This is a genomic window from Pedomonas sp., assembly GCF_036515995.1.
GTDB lineage: Bacteria > Pseudomonadota > Alphaproteobacteria > Sphingomonadales > Sphingomonadaceae > Pedomonas.
Genome location: NZ_DATBUP010000076.1, coordinates 1 through 15,067, shown reverse-complemented (window position 1 = coordinate 15,067; position 15,067 = coordinate 1). Strand labels below are relative to the sequence as shown.

The following is a 15,067-nucleotide window of genomic DNA, read 5'->3' as shown; positions in this document are numbered from 1 at the left end:
CCGCGCGCGGCCAGCGCCTGCGCGAAGGGCACCAGTCCCGACTTGTCGGAAACGGAAAGAAGGGCGCGGGTGACGCGCACCAGCGGTTCGGCCATGACTTGTTCTCCGGGTTTTCTCTAGAACGCTATAACGAATGAATTCGGTTTGGATGACTGCCTGGCAGCCTATTGCTTGGCAGAACGCTTGAACGACCAGTTGACCACCGCGCCCTGCGCGGGGGCCTCACCGCTCAGCACAAGCTGTTCGGTCTTGCGACGGCGTCCTTCTGCATCAATCCAGAGGGAGGGCGCAATGCTCAGCGCCGCGCCGCGTGCCTTGAACTGCCAGACGGTGCCGCCGGGCAGCTTGATCAGCGCGCCCTGCTTGTCGGCGGTCGGGGTCGCCTCGATGCCCGGCCCCAGATGGAAGCGGATATCGAACGGCACGTCCTGCGCGCTGCGCAGGTTGATGCCGCGGCGCTTGGCGCTGACCAGACGGTCCTCGCCGCGGAAATCCATGCCGTCGCCTGCCAGATAGAGGCGGCGGCGGTGCTGGAAGCCGAAGCGGCGCACGTAGCCGTCGTGCACGGCATCCACCAGCACGCCTTCCTCGCTCTCCTGCCGCACGGCGGTGACTTCGCTCACGCCTTTGCCGAGCGTGCCGTCATCGCGGATGCGGGTGGAGTTGGTGTCATCGATGATCAGTGTGGAGTGGGCGGCAGAGGCGCGCAGCACCTGCTGCAGGTCGGGAATGAGCGCCAGCGCCGTGCCCCGGCCGCCGCCGCAGTTGACGACGACGCGGTTCAGCCCGTCGGAAAACTCGAACGCCAGCGTGCCCGCGTGGGCGGTCTGGCTCACCCGGCCCGGCGGCGGCGGGCCCGCGTCCAGCACCACCACGCTGCGGCCGCCTTCCAGACGCTGGAAGCCGCTGTAGATGCCGTTCTTCAGCGGCTTGGCCGAAACGCCGGAGAGCTTGAGCGCCTGCTCCAGCACATGCTTGTCGGTGAGGCCGCCGCCGTGCACGGCGGAGAGGTGGTTGTCGCCCAGCATCACGCCGCGCAGCGCGGGCACCAGCCGGTCGATGGCGCGGGTCAGGCCCGCCGGTTCCTCGGCCTTGCGCTCCTGCACCACCGAGCGAACGGTGAGCAGCAGCTTCAGGATGGCAAGCTGTTCCTCCGGGCAGCGGGAGGCAACGCCGCCGTCCGCCAGAATGAACAGGTCCAGCGCCCGCTCCAGCGCCTGCGCCCCCTTGTGGGCGCGGCTCTCGCCGCCCGGCAGCAGGAGGCCGTTGATCATCAGCCCGGCGGTCGCCTTGATGCGGGCGATGCCTTCGGGCGTCTTCTCCGCCGTCTGCACCAGATGGCGGCCCTGCCGCGCCAGCGCGTTGAGGACGGAGGAGCGATAAACGTGATCTTCCGACGAAAGGATGTACGGCGCGTGGGTCATCCACTGCATCAGCCGCTCGCCCAGCACGTCCGCGCGCCAGGCCAGTTCGTCGAACTTGGAGTATTCGTTCAGCCAGCGCTGCACCAGCGGCTCGACGATGGCCGCGCCGCGCTTATAGTCCTTCTCGGCCTCGGCCAGGTCGCGCAGCCAGCGGAAGCTGTGCAGCCACTCCAACCACGCCGGCGGGGCATGAACCGCCGAGAAGCGCAGGCCGTGGGTGGTGATGGAGATGCCCATGTAGTCCAGCCGCCCTTCGACGAGGGCGCGGCCCACGCTCGCATCGCCTGACCACAGGTCGGGCGGGGCGGCCAGCAGCTTGAGCGGGAAACGGCCGCGCAGGCGCAGACCGTGCAGGAACGAGCGATATTGCAGACGGCGCAGACGGTGGCCGATCTTCTCGGTCAGGGACAGGCCGCGATCCTCGCCGTAGCGCACCAGCCGGTGCGCCGGAGAACCGGAGGAGGCCTTGTCTGCCTTGTCGCTCACGCCTTGCTCCCGCCTGTCGCCTTGAGGCCCAGATCCTTCAGCGCCTGAATGTTGGCTGCGTACATGTCCGGCCCGCCCTTGAAGGTGGCGGTTCCGGCCACCAGCACGTCGGCACCGGCCGCAACCGCGTCGCCGATCGTACCCGTCGTGATGCCGCCGTCCACCTCCAGATCGATTTGCTTGCCGAGCAAGTCGATGCGCTTGCGGATCTTGGCGATCTTCTCCAGCTGGCTCTCGATGAACGACTGGCCGCCGAAGCCGGGGTTGACCGACATGACCAGCACGAGGTCGAGGTCAGGCAGAATGTAGTCCAGCACCTCGATCGGGGTCGCCGGGTTCAGCGACACGCCCGCCTTCTTGCCCAGGCATTTGATCTTCTGGACGGTGCGGTGCAGGTGCGGGCCCGATTCCGGGTGCACGGTGATGATATCCGCGCCCGCCTCGGCAAAGGCCTCGATGTACGGATCGACCGGCGCGATCATCAGGTGCACGTCGAACGGCTTGTCAGTGTGCGGGCGCAGGGCCTTCACCACGCTCGGGCCGATGGTGATGTTCGGCACGAAGTGGCCATCCATCACGTCGATGTGAATGTAGTCGGCACCCGCGGCGTCGATGGCACGAACCTCCTCACCCAGTTTGGCGAAGTCGGCGGACAGGATCGACGGGGCAATGCGAACGGGTTGCTGTGGCATGAGATCGGCTCTTAGCAGGTTGAGCGTGAAGGGGCAATTAATGGAAGTCTTTAGCTGGTCTGACGGATGAGGCGGGCAATGAAGAAACCGTCCAGCCCCCCCTTCTCCACGAGGTGGCCCGGCACGGTGCGCAGCCAGCCCTTGGGATCATACAGGGCTTCAAGGCTGCCGGTCTCCTCGGGGCTGATGGGGTCGAGAACCACATTCGGGTTGCGCTCCAGCAGGGCCTCGATCTGGCGCTCACCCTCTTCCGGCTCCAGCGAGCAGACGGCATAGATCATCCGCCCGCCCGGCTTCAGCTGTTTGAGCGCGTGGTCGATGAGTTCGCGCTGAAGCTCCAGCAGCGGCTTCAGGTTCCGCACCGCCTTCAGGTGCAGCACATCCGGGTGCCGGCGGATCGTGCCGGTGGCCGAGCACGGCGCATCGAGCACAACGGCATCGAGCGGCTCGGGCGCCTTCCACTTGCGCGCATCCCGCGCCACGGTCTCCGCCTTCAGGCCGGTGCGCTCGAGGTTCTCCGCTACCCGGCGCAGGCGCGCCTCGGAGACGTCAACCGCCGTCACCTCGGCCCCCGCGGCCGCCAGTTGCAGCGTCTTGCCACCCGGCGCGGCGCACAGGTCTGCCACCCGCTCGCCGGGCTTCACGTTCAGCAGTCGGGCGGGCAGCTGGGCGGCCACGTCCTGCACCCACCATGCGCCCGCGTCGTAGCCCGGAAGCTCTTCCACATGCTGCCAGTCCTGCAGGCGCACCGAACCCGGCACCACCGTCTCGCCGCCCATCTCCGGGGCCCACTGCGCCTCGTCCTCGCTGCTGCGGAATACGATATCCAGCGGCGCTTCGGTCACGGTGGCGCGGGCAATGGCGTCCGCCATCTCGACGCCATAGGTCTCCTGCCAGCGCGTCGCATAGGGCTCGGGCAGCAGCGGAACGCTCGGCAGCACATGGTCTTCGCGGCTCAGGCGGCCCAGCACGCCGTGCACCAGACGGCGCGGGCCGGCCTCCACCAGCGGCAGGGACGTGGAAACCACGGCGTGAGCCGGGGTCTTCAGCACCCAAAGCTGCGCCAGCGCCATGCGCAGCACCAGGCGGGCGCGGGCGTCCTGCGGCAGCGGCTTGCGGGTGCAGGCGTCAATCTCGAGGTCGAAGTCCACCATCCAGCGCAGCGTCTGGCTCGCAATGGCGCGGGCGAGCGCACGATCCGGACCCTCCAGACCCTGAAGCGCACGGTCCAGCCCCATGTCGAGCGGACGGTGCTGCCACAGCACGGACGAAAGCAGTCGGAACGCGCCCTTGCGGGCGGAAAGGCCGGGAATGGTGTCAGTCATTTGGGGCCTTTAGCGCATTGGTTCTGAAGTCGTAAGCCGGTTTTCAGGCAAATCAGCCATGCAGCGGGCGAATTATGCTTTTTGGATTTGCAGGGGACTTGTCCCCTGCACCCCGTTCTTTTCTACGGGCCGTGTTTCCCATGCAGACTGGAGGAAAGGGTGCGGCCCATTCAAATCAAAATCTATTGGGACGTGCCCTTTTCCCACGCACGGCCCAAAACGAATGGGGTGTCGGGGACAAGTCCCCCACGAAAAATCACATCTTCTCGCTCGCACTCAGCTCCACGGACCGCGCTGCTGCGGGCGGCTGGTCCCGCCCAGCGGGTCGAGGGCGGAGCGGCGCGCACCGCCTGCGGAAGGCTGACCAGAGACGGGCTGGCCAGCGGCGGGCTGGCTGAAGGAGGGGCGGTTCGCGGCTTGCTGGGTCTCGTGCCGCTCGGCAGCCGCCATCCACGAGGCGCGCTCGCCCATGGTGCCGCCCATGGCCTGCAGCGCGGCAATGCGGTTGGCCGTGTTGGGGTGGGTGGAGAACAGGTTGTCCATCCCCTTCTTGGTCAGGGGGTTGATGATGAACATGTGGGCGGTCGCCGGATTGGCTTCCGCGCGCTGGTTCGGAATGCGGGTCGCGCCGTGCTGGATCTTGTTCAGGGCAGAGGCCAGCGCCCACGGCATGCCGGAGATTTCAGCGCCCAGCTTGTCGGCGGCATATTCGCGGGTGCGGGAAATGGCCATCTGCACCAGCATGGCCGCCAGCGGGGCAAGGATCATTAGGGCAATCATGGCGATGGGGTTGGGGCGGTCCTCGCCGTCGCGCGCGCCGCCGAACAGGAAGGCGAAGTTCGCCAGCATGGAGATGGCGCCCGCAATGGTGGCGGTGATGGTCATGATGAGCGTGTCGCGGTTCTTGATGTGCGCCAGCTCGTGCGCCATCACGCCCGCCAGCTCCTCGCGGGAGAGCATGCGCATGATGCCGGTGGTGGCGGCAACCGCCGCGTTTTCCGGGTTGCGGCCGGTGGCGAAGGCGTTGGGCTGCTCGGTCTCCATGATGTAGACCTTGGGCATGGGCATGTTGGCCCGCTGCGCCAGTTCGCGTACAAGGCCGTAGAACTCGGGCGCTGAGCGCTCGTCCACCGGCCGCGCGCCATGCATCTTCAGCACCAGCTTGTCGGCGTTCCAGTAGGTGAACACGTTCGTGCCCGCCGCGAACAGGAAGGCGATCAGCGCGCCCTGCCCGCCGCCGATCATGAAGCCCACGGCCATGAACAAGGCCGTCATGGCCGCCAGCAGCAATCCGGTCTTGAAGTAGTTCATCGTGCTCCGCCCAAACTCGTCACTCTTTTTCGCTTTCAGATGTGGCGTAGCCGGGGAAACGGTTCAAGAGGAAGGCGCATGGCTTTGGCCCGTTGCGGGACCGATTAGGCGAGAAGGCGCGTCTCTTTGCCCGCCTGCGGTGTTTGGAGGATTGGGCGCACGTGGTAAAGGGGCGGCCAGAGTATGAGAGGGTGCCATGACCGAGAAGCAGACCGAACAGCAGACCGAAGACGTTAAGCCCGCCGGGACGGGCGAGGCGGAAACGCCGAAGGAGACGCCAAAAGAGATTGCCAAAGAGATTGGCGGCCGCAAGGGTCCCGAGCCGACCCGCTATGGAGACTGGGAGAAGGGCGGCATCTGCTCTGACTTCTGATCCGGGCAGAACCGGTCCGCGCGGCTTGCGGACCGGTGCCTGACGGTGCGCCGTCTCACGAACGGCGGCGGCCCAGCCTGAGAGCGAGCACGCCGAAGCCGAACAGGGCAAAGGTGGCCGGTGTGGGCACCTGATGCCAGTTCAGGCGCTCGGTGATCCAGTCGTAGAAAAAGGGAATACTGGTATCGCCCGCAACCTCTCCGAAGGTGGAGTTGAGGAAGCAGTCGATATCCGCCGGGTTGGCGATCTCCGGATTCCAGTCACCGCTGGTGTCGTAGGGATCATCCGGGTTCGGGTTGATGATCCCGTCGCAGAACACGTCGTCGATGGTGAAGCCGAACGAGTGAACACCGGCCAGCAGTCCGTCGATGAAGCCGCCGCCCCCGGAATCACCGCCGCCGATCAGCACTTCATCGAGGCCCAGCCCCAGATCCTGAAATGCGTCGGTCAGCGGCTCGATGAGAATGGAACCGTCCGGCAGGATGGTCTCGTTGGGGCTGGCCCACCACGGCAGGGCGTTGCGGGCGGCCGTGCCGTCATCGAAGTCGTAGAGCAGGTGCGCGCCTTCAAGGCCCACCCCCATGAGGCTGGCCAGGTCGGTCTCGTAGAGGTTCCGGCCGATGCGCCCGTTCTCCAGATTGTCCAGGTCGAAGATCTCCTCCGGCTCGCCGCCGTTGCCGGTGGTGCCGTACCCGATGTGCGTGGCGGTCCGGCCGAAGGGATCATCGTTGTAGAGCCCGTAGATGCGCGTGCTCTCCGGGATCGGCTCGCTCAGGGTCACGATGGCAAGATCGCCGGTGGCGAACGCCCCTTGTGCGGGCGAGCCCACGTCGAATTCGAAATAGAGCGGGTGAATCTCGTGGCGGCGGGCCGCCACAGAAGGCCCGGCATAGCCGCCGAAGTAAACCTCCGTCTGGTCCGTCGTCCCGAAGAGCGGGCTGCGGGAATCGTGGTACTCCACGCAGTGCGCGGCGGTGGCAATGTGCGTGCGGGAGATCACCGTGCCGGAGCAGAAGTAGGCCAGACCCGAATTCAGGATCGGGGTGCGCAGCACGACGGTGCCGTTGCGCTGCTGAGCGCTGGGCAGGTAGCGGGGGTCCAGATAATCGCCCGCTGTTTTCAGCAGTTGCCGTGCCTTGGCGGCGGAAAGCGGAACCGCGGCGGCTTCGGGTGGCAGAACCACGGCTGCGCCTGAAATGCCGAGCGCCGCAACGCTCAGGCTCCAGAGGTTCAGGCTGGCGGAACAGGCAGACCGGACGTTTCTCATGGAAATCCTCTGCTGGCTGGAAGTTGGACAGGCCACAGCCGCCTGCCGGGCCGCGCCGGTGCGGTTCCCTGTCAGCCATAAAGCCGGTATCCAGCCTGAGGTTTTCTGGTCTGGGCGAAATAATTATCGGTACGAAGCCGATACCAATCGGAAAAATATCTTAATTCCGAAAATCTAGAAGCAATCCGTCTTTATTTATTCAGGTTTTAATCTTTCTGTATGGCGCGCGCTTTCTTGCCCACCATAAAAAAAAGGCCGGTCCGCAAGGTCTGCGGACCGGCGCTTGAGAGTTGCGCTATCTCCTGACTTTACGCCACGTTACGAACGGCGGCGGCGGCCCAGCCCAAGGGCAAGCACACCGAAGCCGAACAGGCCGAGGGTGGCCGGGGCCGGAACCTCAACCGGAGCCAGATTCAGGCGCGCCATGATCCAGTCGTAGAAGAACGCGACGCTGGTATCGCCGGCAATTTCACCGAACGAGGAGTCGCCGCCGCAGGTCACGTCGACCGGGTTCAGGATTTCCGGGTTTGACGGCCCGTTGTAGATGCCGTCGCAGTAGATCGAAGACAGTGTCACACCGAACGAGTGGATGCCCGCCAGCAGGCCGTCAATGAATGCGCCGCCGCCGGAGTCACCGCCGTCGATCAGCACTTCATCGAGGCCAAGACCCAGATCCGGGAACAGGGTCGGGTCCACATCGACATAGAGCAGGCCTGGAGACAGCTCGTAGGCCGGGCTCATCCACCATGCCAGGGCGTTGCGCTCCGGCGTGCCGTCGTCGAAGTCATAGAGCAGGTGTGCGCCCTCAAGGCCAACGCCGAAAACCGTCAGAAGGTCGGTTTCATACAGGTTCTTGCCGATACGGCCGTTCTGCAGCGGATCGAGGTTAAACGTCTCGTTGGTGCCGTCACCGTTGCCGGTGGTGCCATAGCTGATGTGCGTGGCGACCTTGCCAACGGCATCGCCGCCGTAAAGGCCGTGGATCTTGGTGCCTGCCGGCACCGGCTCGCTCAGCGTGACGATTGCAAGGTCGCCGGTGGCGAAAGCGCCCTGAGCAGGCGAGCCCACGACCGGATCGAAATAGAGCGGATGAACGTCGTAGCTGACGGCCTGGATCGGCGTGCCTGCATAGCCGCCGAAATAGACGTTGGTATGACCCGTCGAGCCGTAGTCGGAGCTGCGCGGGTCATTGGTGTCCACGCAGTGAGCGGCAGTGATGATCTGGGTGGGCGAGACCACCGTGCCGGAGCAGAAGTAGGCCGAGGCGCTGTTGTTGATCGGCGTACGCAGCACCACCGTGCCGTTGCGCTGCTCGCTGCTCGGGAAGTAACGCGGATCCAGATAGTTGCCCGTCGTTTTCAACAGCGGCCGGGCCTCGGCCGCAGCAAGCGGCAATGCGCCCGCATTTGCTTCTGTCGAGGAAACAACAGCGCTTCCTGCAAAAGCCAGAACACCCAAACTCACGCTAACGCAAAGGGAAGAAAGAAACGTCTTCATGGAAAACCCCCTGCCGTATCGTAAAGGTCTGGACAGCCGACGAGGCCGCCTGTCGGTGCTACGTCGTGCAGCACCCTGAAGGCAGGAGATTCAAGAAACGGGCCAAATTCTAAGGCATTAAAAATAAAGTTAAATTAAAATTAACCTTTACGCATCTGTAAGCATATCCGACGCTTGTTACGTCACAATTTGTATCTACTAACACCAATACTCTTCGTGCACGGTTGCTATACGAGAAAAATACTCAGGGTTGTTTCGAGTATGCCATGACGGATCATGCCACGGTCTTTGACTGCATTTCAGGCAGGTGATATTGCTTTCAGACGTTCAGCCGGACTGCTCCTGTCGTCCGGCCACCAGAGCATCCACCACGCCGGGGTCGGCCAAGGTGGAGGTATCCCCAAGGTTCGACAGGTCATTTTCCGCAATCTTGCGCAGGATGCGCCGCATGATCTTGCCGGAGCGCGTCTTGGGCAGGCCGGGGGCGAACTGAAGCCGGTCAGGCGCGGCAATGGCCCCGATCTCCTCCCGCACCAGCGCCTTCAGTTCGGCGGCCAGCGCGTCGGAGGGTTTGCAGTTGATGGTCAGCGTCACATAGGCGTAGATGCCCTGCCCCTTGATGTCGTGCGGGAAGCCGACAACCGCCGCCTCCGCCACCTTCGGGTGCAGCACCAGCGCGCTTTCGATCTCGGCGGTGCCCATGCGATGGCCGGAGACGTTCAGCACATCGTCCACCCGCCCGGTGATCCAGTAATAGCCGTCCTCATCGCGGCGGCAGCCGTCGCCCGTGAAGTAGACCCCCGGATAGGTCGAGAAGTAGGTCTGCACGAAGCGCTCGTGGTCACCATAAACCGTGCGCATCTGACCCGGCCAGCTGTCGGTGATGACCAGATTGCCCTGCGCCGCGCCTTCCAGAACCTTGCCGTTGCCGTCCAGCAGCGCCGGGCTCACGCCGAAGAAGGGTTTGGTCGCCGAGCCCGGCTTCAGTGCCGTCGCCCCCGGCAGCGGGGTGATCATCGCCGCGCCAGTTTCGGTCTGCCACCAGGTGTCCACCACCGGCAGGCGGCTCTCGCCCACCACCCGGAAGTACCACATCCACGCCTCGGGATTGATCGGCTCGCCCACCGTGCCGAGCAGCCGCAGAGACTTGCGGCTGTGCTTGCGCACCGGTGCGTCCCCCTCCCGCATCAGCGCGCGGATGGCGGTGGGCGCGGTGTAGAAGATGTTCACGCCGTGCTTGTCCACCACCTGCCACGGTCGGTCACAGGCGGGCCAGTTGGGCACGCCTTCGAACATCAGGGTCGTGGCCGCATTGGCCAGCGGGCCATAGACCACGTAGCTGTGGCCGGTCACCCAGCCCACGTCCGCCGTGCACCAGAACACTTCGCCTTCATGGTAGTCGAACACGTAAAGGTGGGTCATGGCGGCCCACAGCAGATAACCGCCCGTGGTGTGGAGCACGCCCTTCGGCTTGCCGGTGGAGCCGGAGGTGTAGAGGATGAACAGCGGGTCCTCCGCGTTCATCGGCTCCGGATCGCACACGGCGGGCACGGTTTCGGCCATTTCATGAAACCAGCGGTCCCGCGCCGTATTCCAGTGAACGGGGCCGCCGGTGCGCCGCACCACCAGCACGTTCCTCACTTGCGGGCAGTGTTCCAGCGCCTTGTCCACGTTGGCCTTCAGCGGGATGGTCTTGCCGCCGCGCAGGCCCTCGTCCGCCGTGATGACGAGGTGAGAGTCGCAATCCTGAATGCGCCCGGCCAGCGCGTCGGGCGAGAATCCGCCGAACACCACCGAATGAACTGCGCCGATGCGGGCGCAGGCCAGCATGGCATAGGCGGCCTCGGGGATCATGGGCATGTAGATCGTCACCCGGTCCCCGCGTTTGACACCCAACTCGCGGATGACGTTGGCCATGCGGCACACGTCATCATAGAGCTGCTGGTAGGTGATCTTCCGCTCTTCCTCCGGACTGTCCCCCTCCCACAGGATGGCGACATCCAGCGCCTTGCGCGGCAGGTGCCGGTCGATGCAGTTGGCGCTTACGTTCAGAACGCCGTCCTCGAACCACTTGATCGAGACATCCGGCTCGAAGCGGGTGTTCTTGATGCGGGTCGGCTGTTTCAGCCAGGTCAGCATCTGGGCCTGCTCCGCCCAGAACTCATCCGGATCCTCAAGGGAATGCCGGTACATTTCCTCATACTGGTCTGCCGTGCAGCGCGTTTGCGCCGCGACCCAGTCCGGCACCGGAAACACGTTTGCCTCATTCATCGGCTTTCCCCCTACGGAAAGACACAGAGCAATCGTCAGCTACAGTGCAGGTAGTGCGGAACGCCGCGCCGTCCTCCGCAGCAGGCGCGAATTTGCAGGGGGGACGATGTGTGCCCTTGCGCTGCCATTCGCTGCTCGCCATGAGGGGTGCATCAACTGTTGCGGAGAAGCGTTCCCGCACGGCATGAGTTGCAAGCGTCTTTTGGGGGGCTTCGAAAGTGGCGGCACGTCTGGCCTATCCTGCTCTGCTGCTGGGCAGCGCAGTTCTGGCACTGGGTCCATTGATGGTGCGGCTCGCCCCGGTCGGCCCCATGCAGTCCGCCTTCTGGCGGCTGGCGGTGGCGGTCATTCCCCTGATGCTGCTGGTGCGGTTCATTCCCAGCCAGCGTATTACGGTCAAGCCCAGCCGCGCCTTGTGGGGCGGCGTTGCGCTGGCGGGCGTGTTCTTCGCCGGCGATCTGCTGGCGTGGCACCTCGGCATCGTGCGCACCACCCTCGCCAACGCCTCGCTGTTCAGCAACATGGCCGGTTTCATCATGATGGCGTGGGGCATCGTCGTTCTTGGCATGCGCCCCACACCCCGGCAGGCCGGGGTCGTGCTGGTGGCGGTGGTCGGTGCGCTGTGCCTGTTCGGAGCCAGCGCCGAGCTGTCCATGCGCCATCTGGTGGGGGACCTGCTGTGTCTGCTCTCCGCCGTGTTCTATGCGGGCTACCTGCTCGCCATCGGCAAGGCGCGGGGCGCCCTGCCCTCGCTGGCGGTCCTGGCGGGCAGCACCATTGCGGGCAGCGTGGCGCTTCTGCCGATCGTGCTGCTCTCGCCCGACGTGCTGCTGCCGTCCTCGGCAGAAGGCTGGCTTCCGCTCATCGCGCTCGGGCTCGGCAGCCAGGTGCTGGGACAGGGGCTCATCGTCTATGCGCTGGCGCACCTGCCGCCGTCCGTCAGCGGCGTCGGCCTGCTCATGCAGCCGGTCTTTGCAGGCATCATCGGCTGGACCATGTTCAACGAAATCATGGGTCCGCTGGAGCTGTTCGGCTCCGTTCTCATTCTGGCGGCACTGGTCAGCCAGTCGCTTCCAGCCAGACCTGCCCGTCCGCCGCAAGCCGAATAGGCACGGCCTCCAGCGCCTGCCCCTTGCAAGGGCCATAGAGGCACGCGCCGGTGGCAGGATCGAACAGCGCGCCGTGGGTGGCGCAGATGAGCTGCTGCCCGTCATGGGTGAACACCCGCCCCGGCACCCAGTCCAGCGGCGTGCCCACATGCGGGCAGGCATTGCGGAAGGCGTGCACCCTTCCCTGCCAGCGATACAGCAGCACCGGGCCGCGCGCATCCGTCACCACGAGGGCACGGCCCTCGGGAATATCCTTGTCGAGCGCAACGGGGCTTGCCTTTGCGTCAGGATGAGGCATGGGATCGTTCATACCGGAGTAGTATCCTTCGCTCCACGGCCTAACAAGCGAGGTTGCCCCTGTGCGTACGGATTGGCGGTTTCTTGGTGTTTCGGTTGTCTCCCTGCTGGCGCTTGCGGGTTGCGAGCGCACGCCCGCGTCCATCGACTACAAGCTGGACGGCACGTGGGCGTGGGAGACCCAGATGAACTGTTACGGCAACGAGAACACCATCGTGTTCGACGGCCCGCGCATTCAGGTGTTCCAGTACGGCAAGGCGGTGGTCGAGGTCGGCAACGCCAAGATCAAACAGGAGAGCCATCAGGGCCGGCCGCTGATCGTCGTACGGTATAGCCTTGAGGCGCAGGACTTCGACGCGGGAGGCAAACCCGAGGTGAAGGACTTCAGGGAAGAGTATCTGGCGATGGATGACAACACGCTGGTGCCTGCCGAGACCGAAGTGGACGGCGTACGGCAGATTCCGGCCGCCGGCAGCGGCAAGACGCTGGTGCGCTGCGCCATCCCGGCCGAAGGCTGAGGCTGGGGCTGAGACTGGGGCCGGGGCGCGGAACGCGGGGCGGCGGTTCACGCCGCCACGACCACCACGCCGTCTTCGTCCGCCACAATCATGTCATCGGGGCGTATGCTCACGCCCTCGATGTTCACCAGCGTATTCAGCGTGCCGACGCCGCGCTTGACCGGAGGGCGCGGGCAGGTCCCAAGCGCCTTGATGCCAACGGACAGGTCCGCCAGTTCCGCCGAGTCCCGCACCAGCCCGTAAACGATCACCCCGGCCCAGCCGTTCTTCACCGCCAGCGCGCCCAGGTTCCCGCCCACCATGGCGCAGCGCCGCGCGCCGCCGTTGTCGACCACCAGCACCCGCCCCTCGCCCGGCTGTTCCAGCTGGGCGCGCACAAGGCCGTTGTCATCACGGGTGGCCACCGTCACCGCCGGACCTGAGAAGCGGCGCAGCGCACCATAATCCCGCCAGTCAAGCACCAGAACCTGCGCCTTGTCTCCCAAGGCGTCGCACAGGTCCGCCGTTACCGTGGGCAGGCTTTGCATGGGCGAACTCCTTCTGATTTGTTTTCGCACGGGATCAGGTCCCCTGCAAAAAGCTGAAAACCAAAGAAAAGGGCCGGCGGCGACGTGCGCGCACCGGCCCTTCTCCCCCCCCTGACTGCAGGCCTTACTCGGCGGCAGGCTTGAACTGCGCCGTTTCGGTCGATTCCTTCAGAGCGGTGGTCGAGGACTCGCCGCCTGAGATGGCCACGGCAACCTGATCGAAGTAGCCGGTGCCCACTTCGCGCTGGTGGCGGGTGGCGGTGTAGCCGTACTGCTCGGAGGCGAACTCGGCCTGCTGCAGTTCGGAGTAGGCCGCCATGCCGCGGTCGCGGTAGCCGCGGGCCAGCTCGAACATGCCGTGGTTCAGGCTGTGGAAGCCCGCCAGCGTCACAAACTGGAACTTGTAGCCCATCGCGCCCAGTTCGCGCTGGTACTTGGCGATGGTGTCTTTGTCGAGGTTGGCTTCCCAGTTGAACGAGGGCGAGCAGTTGTAGGCCAGCAGCTTGTTCGGATATTCCTTCCTCACCGCCTCGGCGAACTGGCGCGCCTCGTCCAGGTTCGGGTGGCTGGTCTCCCACCACAGCAGGTCGGCGTACTCGGCAAACGAGAGGCCGCGCTTGATGCAATGCTGCAAGCCGGTGCCGTCCTTCAGGCGGAAGAAGCCTTCCGGAGTGCGCTCGCCGGTCAGGAACTCGCGGTCGCGCTCGTCCACGTCAGAGGTGATGAGCTTGGCCGATTCCGCATCGGTGCGGGCAACGATCACGGTCGGCACGCCGCAGATGTCGGCAGCTAGACGGGCAGCATTGAGGTTGCGGATGTGCGCCTGCGTCGGGATCAGCACCTTGCCGCCCAGGTGGCCGCACTTCTTCTCGGAGGCCAGCTGGTCCTCGAAGTGAACGCCCGCGGCACCCGCCTCGATGAATGCCTTCATGATCTCGTGCGCGTTCAGCGGGCCACCGAAGCCGGCCTCGGCGTCCGCCACGATCGGGGCGAACCAGTCACGCTTCGCACCGCCTTCAGCATGCTCGATCTGGTCGGCGCGCTGAAGCGTCTTGTTGATCTTGCGCACCAGCTCCGGCGCGGCGTTGGCCGGGTAGAGCGACTGGTCCGGGTACATCTGGCCGGCAGTGTTGTTGTCGGCCGCCACTTGCCAGCCGGAGAGGTAGATGGCCTTCAGCCCGGCGCGCACCATCTGCATGGCTTGGTTGCCGGAAAGAGCGCCCAGCGCATTGATGTAATCTTCGGTGTTCAGCAGCTCCCACAGCTTGAGCGCGGTGCGCTCGGCAATGGTGTGCTTGATCTGCACGGAACCGCGCAGCCGCTCGACGTCGGCGGGGGTGTAGTTGCGCTTGATCCCTTCGAACCGGCCCTTCGGAGCGGAGGGAATCAGTTGCTCAAAGCTGGTGGCCGTCATTGTGCTTCCCTTCTGTGTATGTGTAAAATTTTACAAACTGAAGTTTCGCCGGACAGGGCGCACCACGTATTTTACAGCGCTTCCTGCCTTTCGATGCTGCGTCTGGGGGTAGACCAAACAAGCACTTGCCTTGGTTTGCGGGAGTCGGTATCGAAATACAAGTTCACGGGTTGTCGAAAAGTGTACACATGTACACTGTAGCGTGAGTGCAATTGGTCAAACTGTAAAAGATTGTAAAAATGGCTCTGGCTGTCTCAACAGAACGGAAACTCTTTGCAGGCCCGCGCCTGCGGCGGGTGCGCGCCCAGCTGGGTCTCACCCAAAGCCGCATGGCCGAGGAACTGGGGGTTTCGGTCAGCTACCTGAACCTCATCGAGCGCAACCAGCGCCCGCTGACGGCGCAGTTCCTGCTGCGGCTGGCGGAGGTGTTCAATCTGGACCTGCGCCAACTCACCGGCGATGCGGACGACCGCACGCTGGCGGACGTGGGCGAGGTGCTGACGGACGGCTTGTTCCGCAACCTGGAGGTCAGCCGCAACGAGGTCAGCGACTTCGT

General features: G+C 65.0%; 14 protein-coding genes. 4 read left to right on the top strand and 10 right to left on the bottom strand.

The genetic code is table 11. The features are described from left to right. Positions 1 to 164: 164 nt before the first annotated feature. The 4 genes from VIG90_RS06190 to htpX form a co-directional block, all read right to left on the bottom strand. Positions 165 to 1,910 (bottom strand): heparinase II/III family protein, encoded by a 1,746-nt coding sequence (locus tag VIG90_RS06190; RefSeq protein ID WP_331592609.1) that lies wholly within the window; start codon positions 1,908 to 1,910, stop codon positions 165 to 167. Then, positions 1,907 to 2,602 (bottom strand): ribulose-phosphate 3-epimerase, encoded by a 696-nt coding sequence (gene rpe / locus VIG90_RS06185; RefSeq protein ID WP_331592608.1) that lies wholly within the window; start codon positions 2,600 to 2,602, stop codon positions 1,907 to 1,909. The genes VIG90_RS06190 and rpe overlap by 4 nt, the downstream gene beginning before the upstream one ends. Before the next feature lie 50 nt (positions 2,603 to 2,652). Then, the gene (locus tag VIG90_RS06180; RefSeq protein ID WP_331592607.1) at positions 2,653 to 3,927 is read right to left on the bottom strand and encodes an RsmB/NOP family class I SAM-dependent RNA methyltransferase; all 1,275 of its coding nucleotides are present in this window, start codon (positions 3,925 to 3,927) and stop codon (positions 2,653 to 2,655) included. 276 nt (positions 3,928 to 4,203) lie between these two features. Next, positions 4,204 to 5,238, bottom strand: a complete 1,035-nt coding sequence (gene htpX / locus VIG90_RS06175) for a zinc metalloprotease HtpX (RefSeq protein WP_331592606.1) — start codon at positions 5,236 to 5,238, stop codon at positions 4,204 to 4,206. Between the two features lie 196 nt (positions 5,239 to 5,434). Between htpX and VIG90_RS06170 the strand changes: the two genes are divergently transcribed. Next, positions 5,435 to 5,611 carry a DUF1674 domain-containing protein gene (locus tag VIG90_RS06170; RefSeq protein ID WP_331592605.1) on the top strand — a complete coding sequence of 59 codons (177 nt, stop codon included), beginning with the start codon at positions 5,435 to 5,437 and terminating at the stop codon, positions 5,609 to 5,611. A 55-nt stretch (positions 5,612 to 5,666) separates the two neighbouring features. On the opposite strand, the gene VIG90_RS06165 is transcribed toward VIG90_RS06170, so the two are convergent. The 3 genes from VIG90_RS06165 to acs form a co-directional block, all read right to left on the bottom strand. Beyond that, positions 5,667 to 6,878, bottom strand: a complete 1,212-nt coding sequence (locus tag VIG90_RS06165; RefSeq protein WP_331592604.1) for a trypsin-like serine protease — start codon at positions 6,876 to 6,878, stop codon at positions 5,667 to 5,669. A gap of 318 nt (positions 6,879 to 7,196) precedes the next feature. Beyond that, on the bottom strand, positions 7,197 to 8,375 hold the full coding sequence (locus tag VIG90_RS06160) for a trypsin-like serine protease (RefSeq protein WP_331592602.1): 1,179 nt from the start codon (positions 8,373 to 8,375) through the stop codon (positions 7,197 to 7,199). Positions 8,376 to 8,702: 327 nt separating this feature from the next. Beyond that, the gene (gene acs / locus VIG90_RS06155; RefSeq protein ID WP_331592600.1) at positions 8,703 to 10,646 is read right to left on the bottom strand and encodes an acetate--CoA ligase; all 1,944 of its coding nucleotides are present in this window, start codon (positions 10,644 to 10,646) and stop codon (positions 8,703 to 8,705) included. Positions 10,647 to 10,864: 218 nt separating this feature from the next. On the opposite strand from acs, the gene VIG90_RS06150 reads away from it, so the two are divergent. Continuing rightward, positions 10,865 to 11,755 (top strand): DMT family transporter, encoded by an 891-nt coding sequence (locus tag VIG90_RS06150; protein ID WP_331592599.1) that lies wholly within the window; start codon positions 10,865 to 10,867, stop codon positions 11,753 to 11,755. Here VIG90_RS06150 and VIG90_RS06145 read toward each other — a convergent pair. Next, entirely contained in the window at positions 11,706 to 12,065 is a 360-nt protein-coding gene (locus VIG90_RS06145; protein ID WP_331592598.1) for a Rieske (2Fe-2S) protein, read from the bottom strand. The genes VIG90_RS06150 and VIG90_RS06145 overlap by 50 nt on opposite strands. Positions 12,066 to 12,114: 49 nt before the next feature. Between VIG90_RS06145 and VIG90_RS06140 the strand changes: the two genes are divergently transcribed. Next, entirely contained in the window at positions 12,115 to 12,570 is a 456-nt protein-coding gene (locus VIG90_RS06140) for a hypothetical protein (RefSeq protein ID WP_331592597.1), read from the top strand. Positions 12,571 to 12,617: 47 nt separating this feature from the next. Here VIG90_RS06140 and rraA read toward each other — a convergent pair whose 3' ends face one another. Both rraA and aceA read right to left on the bottom strand, forming a co-directional pair. Continuing rightward, entirely contained in the window at positions 12,618 to 13,097 is a 480-nt protein-coding gene (gene rraA / locus VIG90_RS06135; protein WP_331592596.1) for a ribonuclease E activity regulator RraA, read from the bottom strand. Between the two features lie 124 nt (positions 13,098 to 13,221). After that, complete coding sequence (gene aceA / locus VIG90_RS06130; protein WP_331592595.1) at positions 13,222 to 14,511, bottom strand: isocitrate lyase; 1,290 nt, start codon at positions 14,509 to 14,511, stop codon at positions 13,222 to 13,224. A gap of 239 nt (positions 14,512 to 14,750) precedes the next feature. Between aceA and VIG90_RS06125 the strand changes: the two genes are divergently transcribed. Continuing rightward, positions 14,751 to 15,067, top strand: a 317-nt coding sequence (locus tag VIG90_RS06125) for a helix-turn-helix transcriptional regulator (RefSeq protein WP_331592594.1), incomplete at its 3' end; no start/stop codon positions are given.